General features: G+C 72.9%; 13 protein-coding genes and 1 pseudogene. 6 read left to right on the top strand and 8 right to left on the bottom strand.

The genetic code is table 11. From position 1 onward, the window contains the following. The first annotated feature begins 72 nt into the window (after positions 1-72). The 3 genes from IG90_RS0118610 (at position 73) to IG90_RS0118600 (ending at position 4,775) form a co-directional block, all read left to right on the top strand. Positions 73-804: an MBL fold metallo-hydrolase gene (locus tag IG90_RS0118610; RefSeq protein WP_030585441.1), complete on the top strand. Its 732-nt coding sequence runs from the start codon at positions 73-75 to the stop codon at positions 802-804. A gap of 106 nt (positions 805-910) precedes the next feature. Next, positions 911-1,729: a DUF3097 domain-containing protein gene (locus IG90_RS0118605; RefSeq protein ID WP_030585439.1), complete on the top strand. Its 819-nt coding sequence runs from the start codon at positions 911-913 to the stop codon at positions 1,727-1,729. A gap of 169 nt (positions 1,730-1,898) precedes the next feature. Further along, a complete protein-coding gene (locus tag IG90_RS0118600) occupies positions 1,899-4,775 on the top strand; it encodes an ABC transporter substrate-binding protein (RefSeq protein WP_030585437.1) in 2,877 nt (958 codons plus the stop codon). Between the two features lie 52 nt (positions 4,776-4,827). Here IG90_RS0118600 and hemW read toward each other — a convergent pair whose 3' ends face one another. From hemW to lepA, 4 genes are all read right to left on the bottom strand, one after another. Next, positions 4,828-6,069, bottom strand: coding sequence for a radical SAM family heme chaperone HemW (gene hemW / locus IG90_RS0118595; protein ID WP_030585434.1), 1,242 nt, complete (start codon positions 6,067-6,069; stop codon positions 4,828-4,830). Between the two features lie 44 nt (positions 6,070-6,113). Then, positions 6,114-8,111: an ATP-binding SpoIIE family protein phosphatase gene (locus IG90_RS0118590; RefSeq protein WP_030585431.1), complete on the bottom strand. Its 1,998-nt coding sequence runs from the start codon at positions 8,109-8,111 to the stop codon at positions 6,114-6,116. Between the two features lie 519 nt (positions 8,112-8,630). Beyond that, entirely contained in the window at positions 8,631-10,520 is a 1,890-nt protein-coding gene (locus IG90_RS0118580) for an AMP-dependent synthetase/ligase (RefSeq protein ID WP_030585426.1), read from the bottom strand. Positions 10,521-10,842: 322 nt separating this feature from the next. Then, positions 10,843-12,717, bottom strand: coding sequence for a translation elongation factor 4 (gene lepA, locus IG90_RS0118575; protein WP_030585424.1), 1,875 nt, complete (start codon positions 12,715-12,717; stop codon positions 10,843-10,845). A 215-nt stretch (positions 12,718-12,932) separates the two neighbouring features. Between lepA and rpsT the strand changes: the two genes are divergently transcribed. After that, the gene (gene rpsT / locus IG90_RS0118570; protein ID WP_007449624.1) at positions 12,933-13,199 is read left to right on the top strand and encodes a 30S ribosomal protein S20; all 267 of its coding nucleotides are present in this window, start codon (positions 12,933-12,935) and stop codon (positions 13,197-13,199) included. A gap of 303 nt (positions 13,200-13,502) precedes the next feature. On the opposite strand, the gene holA is transcribed toward rpsT, so the two are convergent. Beyond that, positions 13,503-14,489, bottom strand: coding sequence for a DNA polymerase III subunit delta (holA, locus tag IG90_RS0118565; protein ID WP_030585421.1), 987 nt, complete (start codon positions 14,487-14,489; stop codon positions 13,503-13,505). A 128-nt stretch (positions 14,490-14,617) separates the two neighbouring features. Here holA and IG90_RS0118560 point away from each other — a divergent pair, with 128 nt between their 5' ends. Further along, positions 14,618-14,863 (top strand): hypothetical protein, encoded by a 246-nt coding sequence (locus IG90_RS0118560; RefSeq protein WP_030585418.1) that lies wholly within the window; start codon positions 14,618-14,620, stop codon positions 14,861-14,863. Between the two features lie 62 nt (positions 14,864-14,925). Here IG90_RS0118560 and IG90_RS0118555 read toward each other — a convergent pair whose 3' ends face one another. Beyond that, complete coding sequence (locus tag IG90_RS0118555) at positions 14,926-15,804, bottom strand: arylamine N-acetyltransferase family protein (protein WP_030585415.1); 879 nt, start codon at positions 15,802-15,804, stop codon at positions 14,926-14,928. A 7-nt stretch (positions 15,805-15,811) separates the two neighbouring features. Between IG90_RS0118555 and IG90_RS42100 the strand changes: the two are divergent. After that, positions 15,812-15,898 (top strand): annotated as a pseudogene (locus tag IG90_RS42100) (pyridoxamine 5'-phosphate oxidase family protein); the annotation flags it as partial. A 67-nt stretch (positions 15,899-15,965) separates the two neighbouring features. Here IG90_RS42100 and IG90_RS0118545 read toward each other — a convergent pair. Continuing rightward, complete coding sequence (locus IG90_RS0118545) at positions 15,966-18,485, bottom strand: ComEC/Rec2 family competence protein (RefSeq protein WP_233436003.1); 2,520 nt, start codon at positions 18,483-18,485, stop codon at positions 15,966-15,968. Next, positions 18,482-19,219 carry a ComEA family DNA-binding protein gene (locus tag IG90_RS45950; RefSeq protein WP_411572631.1) on the bottom strand — a complete coding sequence of 246 codons (738 nt, stop codon included), beginning with the start codon at positions 19,217-19,219 and terminating at the stop codon, positions 18,482-18,484. The genes IG90_RS0118545 and IG90_RS45950 overlap by 4 nt, the downstream gene beginning before the upstream one ends. Positions 19,220-19,668: the final 449 nt, after the last annotated feature.

Here is a 19,668-nt window from a genome sequence, read left to right as displayed (position 1 = left end):
GTGGGGCCGGGGCAAGGGCGACCGGCCACGCTCCCACGAGAGCGCGCAGGTCGTTGCCGATAGCGTCCTGGTATGGACGTCGCTTGGGAAGACTTCGGCTGGGAGCGGTTGGGCAACGGTATCGGCAGGCGGCGGCTCCCCGGCTGGGACGCCACCACCGGCCTGGTCGCCGGGCCGGACGGGGTACTGCTGTACGACACCGGCGCCACGCTGCGCGAGGGCGTCGAGCTGCGGCGGCAGGCCGAGGCGCTGCTCGGGCGGAGGGTGACGCATATCGCACTGAGCCACCCGCATTTCGATCATGTGCTGGGCACGGCGGCGTTCGCCGGGGCGCAGGTGTACGGGGCGGTGGGCGTCGGAGCCCTGCTGCGGGACGGGGCGGAGGGGCTGTCCGTCTCGTCGGTGCGCCACGGGGTCCCGGAGGACGAGGCGGCCCGGTCGGTGGACACGCTGGTGGTCCCGCACCACGAGGTGTGCGGCGACTGGACGCTCGACCTGGGCGGTGGCCGGCAGGTGCTGCTGGCCAACGTGGGCCCCGGGCACAGCGGCCATGACCTCGCGGTGCTGGTGCCGGGCTCGGACGGCGGGCCACCGGTGGTGTTCTGCGGTGATCTGGTCGAGGAGTCGGGCGAGCCGCAGGCGGGCCCGGACGCGATCACCTCGCGCTGGCCTGCCGCGCTGGAGAGGCTGCTGGCGCTGGGCGGCGAGGACGCGGTCTACGTACCGGGGCACGGGGCCGTGGTGGACGCGGACTTCGTCCGGGCGCAGCGGGCGTCGCTGGCGGAGCGGTTCGACGTGGTGTGACACCCGCTCCTCGACGTGGTGTGACACCTGTGGCCGTGACACCCGTGCCCGTGACACCTGCGGCGGTGGGACCCTCTGGCTCGGGTGCGGCGAATATCGTCGTGCCATGCGCAGCTACCAGCCGGACCTGACCCCACCGTGGAAGCGGTCCGCCCCCGTGCCCGAGGTGCCCGCCGAACCCGATCTGGTCGTGGAGGAGGTCACCACCGGTTTCTGCGGGGCGGTGATCCGCTGCGAGAAGACGGCCCAGGGCCCGACGGTGACCCTGGAGGACCGGTTCGGCAAGCACCGGGTGTTCCCGATGGAGCCGCGCGGCTTCCTGCTGGAGGGCAAGGTCGTCACGCTGGTGCGCCCGGGCCCCGGCGGCCCCGTGCGTCCCACCCGTACGGCCTCCGGTTCGGTGGCGGTACCCGGGGCGCGGGCCCGGGTGGCGCGGGCCGGGCGGATCTATGTGGAGGGCCGTCACGACGCGGAGCTGGTGGAGCGGGTGTGGGGCGACGACCTGCGGATCGAGGGCGTGGTCGTGGAGTACCTGGAGGGGGTGGACGACCTTCCGGCGATCGTCGGGGAGTTCGCGCCGGGGCCGGACGCCCGGCTGGGGGTGCTGGTGGACCATCTGGTGCCCGGCTCCAAGGAGTCCCGGATCGCCGAGCGGGTGACGGGCGCGCACGTGCTGGTGGTGGGGCACCCGTACATCGATGTGTGGGAGGCGGTGAAGCCGTCGTCGGTGGGGATCGACGCCTGGCCGGTGGTGCCGAGGGGGCAGGACTGGAAGACGGGCGTGTGCCGGGCGCTGGGGTGGCCGGAGAACACCGGGGCGGCCTGGCAGCACATCCTGTCCAAGGTGCGCAGCTACAAGGACCTGGAACCCCAACTCCTGGGACGGGTGGAGGAATTGATCGACTTCGTCACCCTTCCGGACTGATGTCCCGGAGCTGACGACGCCCCCGTTGAAGAGGATCACGTACCGATCCCTATGAATGCCTGCGTCCCACACGCACCATCGGTTATTGAGGTGGGAGAACGGGCAGGCGGTCCACGGGCCGGAAGGCTCACGGGGGAGCCGAAGGGCTCACGGGGGAAGGCACGGGGCGATGGCGCGCGAGGTCTGGCGGGACAGTGCGGACAACGAGGCGGCCTCGGCCGTCTTCCATCTGATGCAGCAGCTGATCGACCGGTACCGGGTCAACCGGCCCGTGATGCCGCTCGTGGTGGCCCAGGCGGCGGACGCCGGGGCCGGGCCGGAGATCGACGCCCGGGTGGAGCGGGTCGTCCACCAGGTGCACCGGGCCAACGAGTTACGACGGGTGCCGGTGCGGCTGCTGGACGGCGGGGGGGCCACCCCGTACGAGGCGGCGCTCGCCATGGTGCGCACGCTCTCCGAGAAGCCGTGGGAGACCCGCGAGAACACCCAGTACAAGACCTTCTCCTTTCCCCGCTCCCGGCTGCTCGGGGCGATCGAGCAGGCCACCGCGGAGGTGGTCGAGCAGTCCGACGGGAACACCTCCGAGGTCCGCGAGGAAAGGATTCTGGAGCAGCTGAGCCGGCTGCGCTGGCGGTCCGGCCGGCCGCGCCGGGGCACCTGGTGGGAGTCGCTGCGGGAGTCGGTGCGGCCCGAGACGTTCGTCGGCGCGCTCTTCATCGCCCTGCTCAGCGTGCTGCTCGGGGAGATCAACTGGCTGCTGACGGCCCTGGTGGCGGCAGTCGCGCTGCTGGGGCTCGCTGCGGTGGGCCTGGCGAGCCGGGCCGCGCCGCCGCTGCTGTGGCTGCGCCGGGCCAGCCGGTGGTTCGCCACCACCTCGTCGCTGGCCGCTTCCAGCACCGGCTATCCGTCGGACGGCTGGTCGTGGTTCTCGCCGAGCGGTTCGTGGCGGGTGATCCGGGCGCGGGCGGCGGCGGTCGCGGAGCGGGTGGCGGACGCGGGGGCGGGCGACGACCACGCGCGCCAGTTCCATCTGGAGTTGCGGGTGCAGGCGCTGCTGGAGGACCTGCGGCACAACTACCGCCCGCACTCCCTGGACTGGCGGCGCAGCAAGCGCACGGTCCCGCCGGTGGTGTTCGTGCCCCGGGCCACGCACGACAACGGCGGCATCCTGCTGATCAACGCGATCAACAACGTACGGTCGCGGCGCAGCGAGGTGGATCCGCTGCTGCTGCTCGCCTCGCTGCCGGCCTCGGAGATCATGCGGCACACGCCGCCGCTGCGCCCGGAGCGGCCGGGCCCCGGTGCGCAGACCGGTTCCTCGGGGGCCCGCGCCCGCTACGAGCGCTGGGTCGACGATCTGAGCCTGGGCCAGTCGCCGGTGGCGGCCGCGACCCTGGCGTGGGTGCTGCTGCTGCCGCTGTCCACCGAGAAGCTGACCCATGAGCACGCGCACGCGCAGCTCGTCACCCACCGGGTGCGGCGGACCTGGGCGTGGTGGGTGATGTCGCGGGCGAGCATCGCCGTGCTCGTCGTGGGCAGTCTGCTGGGGGCGTTCCTGTGGGCCGGGCACTGGCGCGACACCTACTGCCACGGGCCGTTGACCGACCGCAACACGGACGCGATCTGGGAAGGCCGGGACGGCGACCGGGAGTGCGTCGGGGTGGCGACCGCGCCCGAGGTGCTCTTCGCGCGGGGCAACGACCTGGAGCTGAACGGGGCCGGCAAGGGCATCACGTTCGAGCGGATCGAGCAGGCGATCCGCGAGGAGAACGACGACATCGAGCCGGGCGACGCGTACGTGACGGTCGTGTACGCCGGTCCGCTCACCGCCACGGGCAAGGACCGGGAGGCGACCCGTAAGGGCCTGGAGGAGCTGACCGGCGTCTACCTCCAGCAGCATGCGGTGAACAAGACCGTGGGCCGGTCGGTGAAGCTGCGGGTGCTGACCGCCAACGGCGGCGAGGACATGTTGCGGCAGATCACCGCCGTACGGAGGATCATCGACGTGGCCCGGCGGGACCCGTCGGTGGTCGGAGTCGTCGGCCTCGGCCGCAACACCTACGAGAGCGACGACGCCACGCGGCTGCTGCGCGACGCCGGGCTGCCGCTGGTGAACACGACGAACTCCAGCGGCGATCTGCCCCGCCGTTTCCCCAACTACTTCGGGCTCGCGGCGACGGACGAGGAGCAGACGTACGCGCTCGGGCTGGTCGCCCGGCAGGTCGCGAAGGGGCTGGACCGGCCGCACGCCATCGTGCTGTCGCGCGGGGACCGCAACGGGGACCTGGACCGGTACACCGCCGAGCAGCGGAACGCGGGCAAGGAGATGCTGCGGACGTCGGGCTTCTCGCTGGGCCGGGACGTGGCGTACGACCTCGCGGGCGGGGCGAGCCTGAACGCCCCGCTGACCACCATCTGCCAGGCCGAGCGGGTCCCGGACGCGCTGTACTTCGCGGGTCGCGTCGAGGACGTGCCGACGCTGATGGCGGGTCTGTCGGGCACCACCGGGTGCTCGAACCGGCGGATGACGGTGTTCACCGGGGACGATCTGACGAAGGGCACGTTCGGCGACAGCACGTCGATCGCGGCCAACGTCACGCTCTACCACAGCTCACTCGCCCCGCTGAACCGGGGAAAGAACCTCGGTTTCTACGGCGACGCGTACCGCACGCTGCGGGCGCTGCACCCCGACGGCGAGGTCACCGCGCTGGCCACGGGGCGTCCGGCGTACGAGGACGAGCTGTTCGCCAGCGGGCAGACCGTCATCTCCTACAGCGCCACGGCGGCCCTGTACGACGCCGCGGCGCGCGGCGACAAGCGCCGGAGCGCGGCGGAGACGTGGGCGACGCTGCACACGGTGGACCTCAACAACATGCCCACGGGGACGATCTCGTTCAGCCGGGCGAAGTCCTCGGTCTCGGACAACGTGCACGGTCTCAACATCGTCAAGGTGGTCCGCCACGGGCCGAGCGCCGAGCGGACCTTCGTCTGCGGCAAGCCCGCAGGCGTCACGCCGCCGCTGACGGCGAAGGACTGCAGGCCGTGAGGGTACGCGGCCGGATCAGAAGGACTGCAGGCCGTGAGGGTCCGCGGCCGGATCAGTCCACCAGGTCGCGGACCACGGCGTCGGCCAGGAGCCGCCCGCGCAGGGTCAGGACCGCGCGGCCCTTCCCGTACGGTTGCGGGTCCAGCAGCCCGTCGGTCAGGGCGCGGCGGGAGGCGGTGAGGCCGTCGGGTTTCAGCAGGTCCAGCGGGCAGCCCTCGCGCAGGCGCAGCTCCAGCAGGATGCGCTCCACCCGGCGGTCCTCCTGGCCGAGGATCTCGCGGCCGGCGCCGGGCGAGCGGCCCTCGGAAAGGGCCTGGGCGTACGCGCCGGGGTGCTTCACGTTCCACCAGCGGACGCCGCCGACGTGGCTGTGGGCGCCGGGGCCCGCGCCCCACCAGTCGGCGCCGCGCCAGTACAGCTCGTTGTGCAGGCAGCGGCCGGCCTCGGTGGTGGCCCAGTTGGAGACCTCGTACCAGTCGAAGCCGGCGGCGGCGAAGGCCTCGTCCGCGATGAGATAGCGGTCGGCGTGCGCGTCGTCGTCGGTCATCGGGATCTCGCCGCGCCGGATGCGGCGGGCGAGCTGGGTGCCCTCCTCGACGATCAGGGCGTACGCGGAGACGTGGTCGGGGCCCGCGCCGATGGCGGCGTCCAGGGTGGCCCGCCAGTCGTCGTCGGACTCGCCGGGGGTGCCGTAGATCAGGTCCAGGTTGACGTGGTCGAAGCCCGCAGCCCGGGCCTCGGCGACACAGGCCTCGGGGCGGCCGGGGGTGTGCGTGCGGTCCAGGATCTTCAGGACGTGCTGCTTGGCGCTCTGCATGCCGAAGGAGACCCGGTTGAAGCCGCCCTCGCGCAGCGCGGAGAGGTAGGCCGGGTCCACGGACTCCGGGTTCGCCTCGGTGGTGATCTCCGCGTCGTCCGCCAGCCCGAACTCCTCCCGGATCGACGCCAGCATCCGGACGAGATCGGCGGCGGGCAGCAGCGTGGGCGTGCCGCCGCCGACGAAGACCGTACGGACCGGGCGCGGGTCGTCGCCGAGGACCTTGCGGGCCTGGCGGACCTCCTCGATCAGGTGGGCGGCGTAGTTGTCGCGGGAGGCCAGGGCCCCGCCGGAGCCGCGCAGCTCGGTGGCGGTGTAGGTGTTGAAGTCGCAGTATCCGCAGCGGGTGGCGCAGTACGGGACGTGCAGGTAGAAGCCGAGCGGGCGGGCGGCTGCGCCTTCCAGGGCGTGGCGGGGCAGCGCCCCGTCGTCGGGCACGGGCTCACCATCGGGCAGTACGGAAGGCATACCGTCCATTGTCGCTCGCCGCGGAAGCTTCCCCTACCGGATCCTCATGCCGCTCAGTCCGCGTGCAGCACGAGCAGGGCCACGTCGTCGTCCGGCGGCTGCTCGGCGAACTCATGGACCGCTCGCCGGATCCGCTCGGCCGTGGCCTCGGCGGGCAGCCCCGCGCACCCGGCCAGGACCCGGGCCAGCCCGTCCCCGTCGTCGAACATCAGCGCGCCCGACCGGCGCTCGGTCACCCCGTCCGTGACGCAGAGCAGGGTGTCCCCGGGCGCGAGGTCGAAGACCTGGCTCTCGTACGCCACGTCCTCGACGACCCCGAGCAGTACCTGGGGCTCGGCGGCCGGGCGTACGGAGCCGTCGGGGCGCAGCAGCAGCGGCAGCGGGTGCCCGGCGCTGGCGACCGTGCAGCGGACCCCGCCGCCGGGGAGCGGGACGACCTCCCCGTACAGCAGGGAGAGGAACCGTGACTGGGTGCCGTCGTGGAGCTGCTGGCCCCCGGCGGCGGCGACCATCAGGGCGGCGGCCTCGGCGGCCTCCATGGCGTCGTCCAGGAGAAGCCGGTTCAGCCGGTCCAGGACCTCCCCGACGCCGAAGCCCTCCCGGGAGAGCAGCCGCAGCCAGGGGCGGGCGAGGCCGGTGACGACGGCGGCCTCGGGGCCGCTGCCCTGGACGTCGCCGAGGACGAAGCACCAGCAGTCGCCGGGGCACGGGAAGATGTCGTAGAAGTCACCGCCGACCACCCCGTCGTCGCTCGGTTCGTAGACGAGGGCGCTGGTGACGCCGGGGATCTCGGCGACCTTGCTGGGGAGCAGGCCGCGCTGGAGGATCCGGCTGATGGTGGCCTGCCGGGTGTAGGCGCGGGCCGCACCGACGGCGAGGCCGAGGCGGCGGACGAAGTCCTCGATGAGCGAGGCGACGGCCTCCGGCACCCGGGTGACGCCCTCACGGCCGACGAGGACGGTCCCGAGGGCCCGCCCGCCCGCGGTGATCCGGAACGCGAGCGCGGCCCCGTCCCGGCCGCCGGGGTGCGGGGGCGGTAGGGGGACGCCCTCCTCGGCGGGGTTCTCCCGGTCCTCCTCGGCGGCGTGGTCCCGGTCCTCCTCGGCGGGGCGGGCGGGCCAGGGCACGGGGCCGGAGCCGACGCCTGCCGGGAGGCGGAGGGGCTCCCGCTCCAGGGCGGTGCGCAGGGGCTCGGTGCCGGTCTCGTCGCTGTGCCAGACCCGGGCGAGCCGGGGTTCGGCGGCCGGTCCCCCGCCCTCGGTCTCCAGCCAGATCGCGCACCAGTCCGCCAGCCGGGGCACCAGCAGCTGTCCCGCTATGGCGGCCACCAGGTCCTCGTCGAGCTGCCCGGCGAGCAGGTCGGAGGCCTCGGCGAGGAAGGCCGGGGCGCCCCGGCTGTCCCAGACCGCGTCGTCGCGCTCGGTGCGCCGGGCGGCGGGGGCGAGAATCTCGGCGGCGCGCAGGCCGCGCCGGAGGACCTCCCCGTCGGGCGGGGCGGGCGGGGCACTCCAGTCGTCGACGGGGAGGCGGGCCCAGACGGTCTTGAGGCCGGTGCGGTAGGTGATGCCCCAGGAGTCGGCGAGGGTGGCGACGAGCTGGAGGCCCCGGCCGTACTCGGCGGGGTCGGGCAGCTCCCCCGCGAGGGCCCCGGCCGGTTCGGGTCCCCCGGGATCGTCACCGCTCACCGGGCGGGCCGGGTGGTGATCGGTGACCTCCAGGACGAGGGCGGCCGTCGGCTCGTCGCCGCCCTCCTCCTCCAGCCTGAGGACCAGGTCGACCGTGGTCCCGGCGTGCACGACGGCGTTGGTCACCAGCTCGTTGGTGACGGTCACGGCGTCGTCGGCCAGCCGGTCGCTGAAGCCCACGGCGGCAGGCACCCCGATCCCGGTCCACTCGGCGAGCGTGGCCCGCACGAACCGGCGGGCGGCGGACGGTGTGAGGGGTATGCCGGGCAGGCTGGTGCGGCCGGCCAGGTGCGAGCCGTGCGCGTACCCGGCACGGGTGGTGCCGGGACGCTGCACGGTGTCCCGCTGCAAGGGAATGGGCGCCACGGTGCGGCTCCTACGGTCCGACGACACCGACAGAGTGACAGACCGGCCGCATCCATAAGCACCGAGTTACCGAAGTGAGCAGAAAATCGAGCGGATTCGAACGCAAGGTTTCGGTGAGCGGAACAGGTGAGACGGAGCGCGACAGGAGCACGTGCGAGCACTCCGACCTCTGCGTGTACACGGAGCTCCCTTCGGTCACCGAGGTGCGACGGGCGGCCCGGGCAGCGGCAGCGGTGGTGAATCCGGGCTCCTTCGCGGCGATGAGCCCGCGGTCGTCCGCTGATCCACCGCCGGCAGCCGGCCCGGAGGTCACCGCGTACCCGCGCTACGGGCTCACCGACGGTACGCCCGCGACGGCGACATGAGCGCACCCGGTCGCGGTGCCGGAAGCCGGCGTGCCCGGTCACAGCAGGACACCCACGGCGAACGGGGCGGCCGGACACCTGGGTGTCCGACCGCCCCGCCGTGCCCGTCCGGGGCCGAGCCCCCGGACGGTTCGCGCGAGAAGCCTCCAAACAACTAGGCCTCGCGCGAGCCCGCGTACATCTCGTCGATGAGCTCCTGGTACTCGCGCTCGACGACCGGCCGCTTCAGCTTGAGGCTGGGGGTCAGCTCGCCGTGCTCGACGTCCAGGTCGCGCGGCAGGAGACGGAACTTCTTGATGGTCTGCCAGCGCTGGAGGCCTTCGTTGAGGCGCGAGACGTACCCGTCGATCAGCTCGACGGTCCGGGGGGCCGCGACGACCTCCGCGTACGACTTGCCCTCCAGGCCGTTCTCGGCGGCCCAGCCGAGGAGGGTGGGCTCGTCGAGGGCGATGAGCGCGGTGCAGAAGTTACGGTCCGCGCCGTGCACCAGGATGTTGGAGACGAACGGACAGACCGCCTTGAACTGGCCCTCGACCTCCGCCGGGGCGACGTACTTCCCGCCGGACGTCTTGATCAGGTCCTTCTTGCGGTCGGTGATGCGGAGGTAGCCGTCGACCGACAGCTCGCCGATGTCTCCGGTGTGGATCCAGCCGTCCGACTCCAGGACCTCTTCGGTCTTGTCGGGCAGCTTGTGGTAGCCCTGCATGACGCCGGGGCCGCGCAGCAGGATCTCGCCGTCGTCGGCGATGCGCACCTCGGTGCCGGGGAGCGGCTTGCCGACGGTGCCGGTGCGGTAGGCCTCGCCCGGGTTCACGAAGGAGGCGGCGCTGGTCTCGGTGAGGCCGTAGCCCTCCAGGATGTGGACGCCGGCCCCCGCGAAGAAGTAGCCGATGTCCGGGGCGAGGGCGGCGGAGCCGGAGACGCAGGCGCGCAGCCGGCCGCCGAAGGCCGCACGGATCTTGGAGTAGACGAGGGTGTCGGCGACCTTGTGCTTGGCGCCGAGCGCGAAGGGGACGGACGCCTTGCCGGTGCGCCGGAAGTTGTCCTGGGAGACCTTGGCGTACTCGCGGGCGACCCCGGCCGCCCACTGGAAGATCTTGTACTTGGCGCCGCCGCCCGCGCGGGCCTTGGAGGCGACCCCGTTGTAGACCTTCTCGAAGATCCGGGGCACGGCGGCCATGTAGGTCGGCTGGACGACCGGCAGGTTCTCGATGATCTTGTCGATGCGGCCGTCGACCGCGGTGACGTGGCCGACCTCGATCTGGCCGGAGGTGAGGACCTTGCCGAAGACGTGGGCGAGCGGCAGCCAGAGGTACTGCACGTCGTCGGCGTTGATCAGGCCGGTCGCCACGGTGGCCTTGGCCATGTACGACCAGTTGTCGTGCGGCAGGCGTACGCCCTTGGGGCGGCCGGTGGTGCCCGAGGTGTAGATGAGGGTGGCGAGCTGGTCGGCGGTGATCGCGGAGACCCGCTCGGTGACCGCGTCCGGGGTCTTGGCGAGGAGTTCGGCGCCCTTGGCCTCCAGGTCGGCGAGGGTGATGATCCAGCCCTCGGGGTCGCCCTCGGCGGGCTCGACGCCGGCCGGGTCGATGACCACGACGTGGGCGAGGTTCGGCAGCCCCTCGCGGGTCTCCCGGGCCTTGGCCAGCTGCTCGGCGTCCTCCGCGATGAGGATCCGGCTCTCGGAGTCGGCCAGGATGAACGCGGACTCCTCGGCGTTCGTGGAGGGGTAGATCGTGGTGGTCGCGGCGCCCGCGCACATCACCCCGAGGTCGATGAGGATCCACTCCACGCGGGTGGCGGAGGAGAGGGCGACCCGCTCCTCCGGCCCCACGCCGAGCGCGATCAGCCCGGCGGCGATCGCGTAGACCCGCTCCGCGGCCTGGCCCCAGCTCAGCGACTTCCAGTCGTCGGGCCCCTCTCCCGAGGCCGACGGCACCGGATAGCGGTACGCCTCCCCGTCCGGGGTCGCCGCCACGCGGTCGATGAAGAGGGACGCCACGGAGGGCGGCCGGTTATCGATCAAGGTCTGTGTGTCGCTCACGACGTCCTCCGGGCCTGCGGCATTGCTACGACCGGCTTCTTTGATACGGGCGACCTGCTGCTGTCGTCCTGGTGCTCGTCCTGCTGCTCTCGTCCTGCTGTTCGGGTCCTGCTGCTCTGGTTCTGCGCTCTCGCCTGCGGCGCAACCTGCTTGTCCAGCTTGTTTAACTGGCCAGTAACCAGCAGGTCGTGATCAGAGTAGAGCGCACTTGTCCGCCACGTAAGAGGCAACGGGCCGCCGCTTTCATAACGAAAGGGCCCCCACGCCGATGCTGCGGCATGGGGGCCCTTCGGGCAGCTCACCGACAGGCGTCGGCGCAGAACTACTTCTTGCCCTTGCTCTCTCCCGCGGACTCGTCGGTCGACAGGACGGAGATGAAGGCGTCCTGCGGAACCTCCACGTTGCCGACCATCTTCATCCGCTTCTTGCCCTCCTTCTGCTTCTCCAGCAGCTTCCGCTTACGGGAGATGTCACCGCCGTAGCACTTGGCGAGGACGTCCTTGCGGATGGCGCGGACGGTCTCACGGGCGATGACCCGGGCACCGATGGCCGCCTGGATCGGCACCTCGAAGTTCTGCCGCGGGATGAGCTTCTGCAGCTTGGCGACGAGCCGTACGCCGTACGCGTACGCCTTGTCCTTGTGGGTGACCGCGGAGAACGCGTCCACCTTGTCGCCGTGCAGCAGGATGTCGACCTTGACGAGGTGCGCCGACTGCTCGCCGGTGGGCTCGTAGTCGAGGGAGGCGTAACCCCGGGTCTTGGACTTCAGCTGGTCGAAGAAGTCGAAGACGATCTCCGCGAGCGGCAGGGTGTAGCGGATCTCGACCCGGTCCTCGGAGAGGTAGTCCATGCCGAGCAGGGTGCCGCGCCGGCCCTGGCACAGCTCCATGATCGCGCCGATGAACTCGCTCGGGGCCAGCACCGTGGCGCGGACGACCGGCTCGTGCACCTTGTCGATCTTGCCCTCGGGGAACTCGCTCGGATTGGTGACGACGTGCTCGGTGCCGTCCTCCATCTCGACGCGGTAGACCACGTTCGGGGCGGTGGCGATCAGGTCGAGGCCGAACTCGCGCTCCAGGCGCTCGCGGACCACGTCCAGGTGGAGCAGGCCGAGGAAGCCGACACGGAAGCCGAAGCCGAGCGCGGCGGAGGTCTCCGGCTCGTAGACCAGGGCGGCGTCGTTGAGCTGGAGCTTGTCCAGCGCCTCGCGCAGGTCCGGGTAGTCCGAGCCGTCCAGCGGGTACAACCCCGAGAACACCATCGGCTTCGGGTCCTTGTAGCCGCCCAGCGCCTCGGTCGCCCCGTTGTGCAGGGAGGTGATCGTGTCACCGACCTTGGACTGCCGGACGTCCTTCACACCGGTGATGATGTAGCCGACCTCGCCCACGCCGATCCCGTCGGCCGGGGTCATCTCCGGGGAGGACACCCCGATCTCCAGCAGCTCGTGGGTGGCGCCGGTCGACATCATCCGGATGCGCTCGCGCTTGTTGAGCTGGCCGTCGATGACACGGACGTAGGTGACGACACCGCGGTACGAGTCGTAGACCGAGTCGAAGATCATCGCGCGGGCGGGGGCGTCCGCGACGCCGACCGGGGCCGGCACGTCCCGCACGACCCGGTCGAGCAGCGCGTCCACGCCGACACCGGTCTTGGCGGAGACCTTGAGCACGTCCTCGGGCTGGCAGCCGATGAGGTTGGCCAGCTCCTCGGAGAACTTCTCCGGCTGCGCGGCGGGGAGGTCGATCTTGTTGAGCACCGGGACGATGGTGAGGTCGTTCTCCATCGCGAGATAGAGGTTGGCCAGCGTCTGGGCCTCGATACCCTGCGCGGCGTCGACCAGCAGGACCGTGCCCTCGCAGGCGGCGAGCGAACGGGAGACCTCGTAGGTGAAGTCCACGTGGCCCGGGGTGTCGATCATGTTGAGGACATGGGTGGTACCCGTGTCCTCGCCCGTGTTGGGCGCCCAGGGCAGCCGGACCGCCTGGGACTTGATGGTGATGCCGCGCTCGCGCTCGATGTCCATCCGGTCGAGGTACTGAGCACGCATCTGCCGCTGGTCGACCACTCCGGTCAGCTGAAGCATCCGGTCGGCGAGGGTCGACTTGCCGTGGTCGATGTGCGCGATGATGCAGAAGTTGCGGATCAGCGCCGGGTCGGTACGGCTCGGCTCGGGCACGTTGGAAGGAGTCGCGGGCACGCAGGGTCCTGATTCTTGAGACGCCGAACGCCGTGTCTCGGGTCGATGTCGGGTCGGTCGGATCGATACGTAGGCTCCATCGTCCCACGCCTGCGGGACCACGACCGGTTTGGGCCGGTCGGAGAGTGACTGCTAACGTGGACAGCTGTGCCTCGTGGCTCTCACGAGCGGCGTGGCTCACCTAGAAGATCCAACGAACCTGAAAAGGCTCTTTCGTGGCGAACATCAAGTCCCAGATCAAGCGGAACAAGACCAACGAGAAGGCGCGCCTGCGCAACAAGGCCGTCAAGTCGTCGCTCAAGACCGCGATCCGCAAGGCCCGCGAGGCCGCCGCTGCCGGTGACGTCGAGAAGGCCACCACGGCCGTCCGCGACGCCTCCCGTCAGCTCGACAAGGCTGTCTCGAAGGGTGTCATCCACAAGAACGCCGCCGCCAACAAGAAGTCGGCGCTGGCGTCCAAGGTTGCCTCCCTGCAGGCCTGAGCTTCTTCCCGAAGCTCACTGATGTGACCGCCGGACCGGAATAACGGGCCCTCTCTCCCGCCCCGGACCGGCACCCCGCGCCGCACACCGAACCTGCGTTCGCCACGCGGGTGCGGCGCACCCGAAGTGTGACCCGGAAGCCCCGGCGCCTCGATCTCCCCAGACCGAGGCCCGGGGCTTCCGTGCGTGTACGTCCAGCCCGTCCGGCGCGCACCCACCCCGTCCGGCGTTTGAGGACCGAACCGGCGACCAGGGCCCCGCACCCAGAGCGGCGAGCGGCGGGCCGAGGCGCCCCAGGGCCGCCTACCGCCCCGCCCGCGCGGCCCGGGCGACAGTGACGACGGCCTTCTCCAGGGCGTACTCAGGATCATCCCCCCCGCCCTTCACCCCCGCATCCGCCGCCGCCACGGCCCGCAGGGCCACCGCGACCCCGTCCGGCGTCCACCCCCGCATCTGCTGCCGCACCCGGTCGATCTTCCACGGCGGCATCCCCAGCTCCCGGGCCAGGTCGGCCGGGCGGCCGCCCCGCGCGGAGGACAGCTTCCCGATCGCCCGCACCCCCTGCGCCAGCGCACTGGTGATCAGGACGGGCGCGACCCCGGTCGACAACGACCACCGCAGCGCCTCCAGCGCCTCCGCCGCGCGCCCCTCGACCGCCCGGTCGGCGACGGTGAACGACGAGGCCTCCGCCCGTCCGGTGTAATAGCGCCCGACGACCGCCTCGTCGATCGTGCCCTCGACGTCCGCGATCAGCTGGGACACCGCGCTCGCCAGCTCCCGCAGATCGCTGCCGATGGAGTCGACCAGCGCCTGGCAGGCCTCCGGCGTCGCCGACCGCCCGTGCGTACGGAACTCCGACCGTACGAAGGAGAGCCGCTCGGCGGGCTTGGTGGTCTTCGGGCAGGCGACCTCCCGTGCCCCCGCCTTGCGCGCCGCGTCCAGCAGCCCTTTGCCCTTGGCTCCGCCCGCGTGCAGCAGGACGAGTGTGATCTCCTCGACCGGCGCGCCGAGATACGCCTTGACGTCCTTGACCGTGTCGGCCGAGAGGTCCTGCGCGTTGCGCACGATCACGACCTTGCGCTCGGCGAAGAGCGAGGGGCTGGTGAGCTCGGCGAGCGTGCCGGGCTGCAACTGGTCGGACGCCAGATCACGTACGTCCGTGTCGGCGTCGGCAGCACGCGCGGCCGCCACCACCTGCTGCACCGCACGGTCCAGGAGGAGGTCCTCCTGGCCCACGGCGAGGGTGAGGGGGGCGAGCGGATCGTCGGTGGAATTCTTCCTGGTGGCCATCGCGATCCAGCATCCCACGCCCCGCTGACAGCCCGGGCAGTCCGGACGGCACTCGCGGCCCGGACAGCACTGGCGGCCCGGCCGCCCCGGGGCGCGGGGCGCGGGCACCCGTACCGGAGAATGACCGGGTGAGCGATGTGAGACACGTACTGGTGCTGCCCGACCGCGACTCCGCGGAGGAGGTGGCCGGGGAGCTGGCGGACCGCTTCGGCGTCGCCGACGAGCCCCAGCTCGTACGGGACGCGCTGGCCGGCGAGGACGACGCCGAGGACGCCCAGTGGCTGGTGGTCGTGGAGGACGCGGCCCGGCGCCTGGACCCGGCCGCGCTCGACGCGTTCGCCGCGGAGTACGAAGGCTGGCTGGAGAAGCCGTAGGCGCGTGCCGGACGATCCGGCGCGGACGACTCAGCCCTTGGGCACGATCCGCGTTCGCGGGGTCACCGCCCGGGGCCTTTGCCCGGCACGGCGACTGCTGCCGCCCGGACCTCGGGAACCCGGGTGAGCCGCACCCCGAAGTGGTCCCGGTAGGCGGCGAGCACCTCCTCGTCCGTGGCCAGTTCGGTACGGTGCCGCTCGCCGCCGACCGTGGTGACCAGGGACCGTCCGCTCAACGTCACCTTCCCGGTTTCCGTGTACCGGGAGCAGACCAGGGACCGGGTGAAGTGCGAGTCCGGCGAGGTTCGGTGGTACCAGGCCCCGCCCCGGAACTCCGGCAGCGTCCGCGGCCTCAGGTCGAGCCGGTACTGCCGCGAGCCGCCACGCAGCAGATCCAGGTCCCCCTGCGGCGCCTCACGGAACCGGAACACGCCCCGGGGGTCCTCCTGCTCCGTCCGGTCGTCGAGCGCCAGCGGCCGCAGCGCGTTGTCGCCGAACCCGACGTCCGCAAGCCAGGGTCCCGTGCCGTCCTCGGTCTCCACCCGCAGCGCCATGTGGTCGTACGGAATACCGAGCCGACCGCCGTCGCCGAAGACCCGGGCCTGGAGCAGGGCCACCCGGAACCCGAGCGCGCGCAGCAACGCCCCGAACGCGCCGTTCAGTTCGTAGCAGAAGCCACCGCGCCCTCCGGTCACCTTGTCCATGAGCGCCCGTTCCTCCAGCACGATGTCCTCGCCCAGATGGACCGAGAGGTTCTCGAAGGGAACGGCGAGCAGATGCCGGTGCTGCAGCTCGCGCAGTGCTTCGATACCGGCCCGCACCGGCCGGTCCGCGCCGATCCGGGTGAGATAGGCGTCGACGACCGCGTCGGTGATGCCGTCGTCGCCGCTGTCGGGTTCCGGGGTGGAGGCACCGGACGTCGTGGGTGTCTGCGAGGTCATGGGCCCAGTCTGCGCCCACACCGTGCGCGCCTGGCGCGAGGTGAACGAACTCGCCGACCGCGACCTGATGCTCGCCGGGACGTGGCTGGACTGACCCGCGTGCTCCGGCCCCCGGGAGCGGGGCAGCGCGACGACAGGTGGGTGGGGCGGGCTACGGGGTGTCATGACCTGCCCACCGCCCGCAGCTCCTTCCCCGCGCCCGTCACCGCGATCGGCCCGTCGGTGTCGGTGCGCAGGACCCGGGCCCCCGCCGCCCTGAGGGCGCCCACCGTGCGGGCCGACGGGTGGCCGTACGGGTTGTCCGCGCCGCAGGAGATGAGCGCCAGCCTCGGCCGTACGTCGTGGAGCAGCCGGGCATCCTGGAAGGCCGAGCCGTGGTGGGCCACCTTGAGGACGTCCACCGGGCCCGACGCCTCCGGGCCGCGCAACAACTCCCGCTGGGCCAGGGGTTCGAGGTCCCCCAGGAGCAGCAGCGTGAGCCCTCCGGCCGCCCGTACGCGCAGGGTGACACTGGAGTCGTTCGGCTCCAGGACCGCCGCCGCCCCCGCTCCCCCGGGCCCGGGGCGCGGCCAGAGGACCCGCCAGTCGACCGGGCCCGCCCGGCGGTGCTCACCGGCCACGGCCCGCATGGTCGGAACCCCCGCCGCGGCCGCCGTCCGCCGCACGAACGCGGCCTGCTCGGGCGGCTCTTGAAGGCCCGTCGTCTGGATCGCGCCCACCGCCCTGCCCCGGAGCACGCCCGGCAGCCCGCGCACGTGGTCGGCGTGGAAGTGGGTGAGGACCACGAGTGGGACCCGGGTCACCGCGAGGTCGCGCAGGCACCGGTCGACCGCACGGGGGTCGGGTCCGGCGTCGACGACCACGCCCGTGCCCTCCCCCGCCATGAGCACCATCGCATCGCCCTGCCCCACGTCGCAGAGCGCGAACGCCCAGTCCGGCGGCGGCCAGCCGGTCATGATCCGGGTCAACGGAACCGGCCTCAGCACCGCCAGTACGAGAAGCAGCCCGGTGGCCGCGCAGATCCAGGGGCGACGGGCCAGCCTCGGGGCCAGGAGCGCGGCCAGGACCGTGAGGCCGGCCAACAGTGCCGCGCCGGACCACCCGCCAGGCCACTGCGCTTCCGCCCCGGGAAGGTCGGCCCCCGTGCGGGCGACCTGGGCGATCCACCCGACCGGCCAGCTCGCGACCCGGGCCAGCAGCTCGGCCACCGGCGGGGTGACCGGGGCGACGGCGAGGGCCGCGAACCCGAGCACCGTCGCCGGTGCCACCGCGAACTCCGCCAGCAGATTGCACGGGACCGCCACCAGGCTGACCCGCGAGGCCAGGACCACCACCACGGGTGCGCACACCGCCTGCGCGGCCGCCGCCGCGGCCAGCACCTCGGCGAGCCTGCCCGGCACCCGCCGCGCCCGCAGGGCGACGCTCCACCGCGGCGCGAGCGTCAGCAGCGCACCGGTGGCCAGGACCGACAGCAGGAATCCGTAACTCCGGGCGAGCCAGGGGTCGTACAGCACCAGGAGGACGACAGCCGCCGCCAGGGCGGGAATCAGGGATCTCCGGCGGCCCGTTCCGATCGCGAGGAGCGTGATGAGGCCGCAGGCCGCCGCGCGGAGCACGCTCGGTTCCGGACGGCACACGACGATGAAGGCGAGCGTCAGCGCACCGCCGATCAGCGCGGTCCCCCGCAGGGAAAGGCCCAGCAGGGGAGCCAGACCGCGCCGTTCCGCGCTCAGCGCCGCCCCGGGCGGCCCGATGAGGAGAAAGAGCAGAATCGAGAGATTGGCTCCGGAAACGCTCAACAGATGTGTCAGGTCGGTCGCCTTGAAGGCGTCGTGGAGTTCGGGCGGGACTCCGGAGGTGTCACCGACCACCAGCCCCGGCAACAGCGCACGCGCGTCCGCGTCCAGTTCGTCCGTCGCCTCCCGCAACCCGGCGCGCAGCTCCCCCGCCGTGCGCTGGGTCCACGTCGGGGGCCCGGTGATCCGGGGCGCACCCTTGTCGTCCACCCGCAGGACCGCCGCCAGCCGATCGCCCTCGTGTGCGGGAGGCGATAGCCGGCCGCTGAGCCGGAGCCGGGTGGACGGCAGCAGCTTCTGCCAGTCCGCCCGGTGATCGCCCGCCGCGACCATGAGCAGCACCGGGGTACGGACCCGGGTGCGCCGGCCGTCCGCCGTCCGCACCTCGATGACCTCGGCGTCGAGGAGGAGCAGGGCCGGGGCGCTGTGGTTGCCGCGTACCGCCGGGCGGGTCATCCGGGGATCCGAGGTGACCCGCACGTCGGCGTCGATCCGCGCGTACTCCCGCGCCAGCCCGGGGACGGGGCCGCGCCGCACATCGGCCCCGTGGAGTCCGGCCACGGCCGCGCCCGCCGCCGCGCACAGCAGCACGGCTCCCCCGGCGGCGGCCATGGCCCGGGACGGTCCGGTGGCCCTCGCACCCCGAGGGGTGCGCGCGGCCGCCACCAGAAGAACGAGCGCCAGAACAGCGCAGGCGACGGTCACTGCGGCCACCCACCGCCCCGGCAGCCCCAGCGCCACCGCGGCGGCAGCCCAGACCGCCAGGGCGGGCGGAACGAGCCGCAGGTCCGTGGGCCCTTCCCGACGCGCGTCCGCCCCGCTTCCGGTGGGGTCCCCGTCCGCGCCCGCGGCCCTGGGGGCGAGCCGGGCCTCGCTGCTGCTCATGGCCGTACGAGAGGCTGGAGGTCGGCGAAGCGGCGGTCGCCGATCCCGTTGACCTGCCGGAGCTCGTCGACGGACCGGAATCCGCCGTTCTCCGTGCGGTAGTCGATCATGTGCTGGGCCAGCACGGGCCCGACCCCCGGCAGGGTTTCGAGCTGCTCCGCGGTCGCCGTGTTCAGGCTCAGCGGTGCCGTGGGGCCGGGCCCGCCCGACGCACCGGCCGGCCCGTCGGCCCCGGCTTCTCCGCCACCGGAGGCGCCGGAGACCGCCGGACCGGGCGGAAGCCCCACGACGACCTGCTCACCGTCCATCAGGACCCGCGCCCGATTGAGCCCGGTCACATCCGTGCCGGCGCGCACACCACCCGCTGCCTCGAGCGCGTCCGCCACCCGCGAGCCCGCCGGAAGCCGACGGACCCCCGGCCGGTGCACCTTGCCGCTCACATCGACGACGATCTGCGCACTCCCGCCGCCCTCGTCCACGGCCGGGGGCGCCCCGGCGGCCGGACGGGGTACCGGATCGGGGGCGCCGGGCCGTGACGGATCCGACGCCGACGACGCCGCTTCGTCCGCGACCGGTTCCGGCGCACGCACGGTCTGGGGGCGTACGGACCAGAAGTGGAAGGCGGCGACGGCCACGGCGGCGAGCAGCACCAGGCCGAGCACCACCGGTGTGCGCGGCGCCATCCCGCACCGGAGCCGCACCCACAACGGCAACCGCTCCCGGACAGCCGCCACGGCACGGCGCACCCCCGACGGACCGCAACCGGATCGCTCCCCCGCGGTCTCGGGCACGAGCTCGGGTTCCGGCTCCTGTACCGGTGCGGGGGCGGACTCGCGTACCGGGGCGGGTACCGGCTCCCGTACTGCGGGGGCGGGCTCGCGTACCGGGCCGGCTACCGACTCATGCACCGGGGCGGTAGCGGCATCGCTCCCGGGCCCGGAGACTCCCGCCATCAGCGCATCCGCCCGACGGCGCGCGGCCGCCGCGGCAAGGGCGGAACGCCGCCGCACGGACCGCCGCCCACCGTGGCGTGCACCGGAGCGAGCGCCGGGACCCGTACCCGCCCTGCCGCCCGGACGAGTGCCGGGGCCGTGCCGTTCCCGTGGGGGCGGCGGGAGCGTGGTCGTGCGGGTGGACGTGCGTGGGTGGGTGTGCGTGGTCGATGTATCGGACGACGGGGCGG

It is taken from the genome of Streptomyces anulatus, assembly GCF_000721175.1.
GTDB classification, from domain to species: Bacteria; Actinomycetota; Actinomycetes; order Streptomycetales; family Streptomycetaceae; genus Streptomyces; species Streptomyces anulatus_C.
This window is presented reverse-complemented; position numbering and strand designations above follow the sequence as displayed.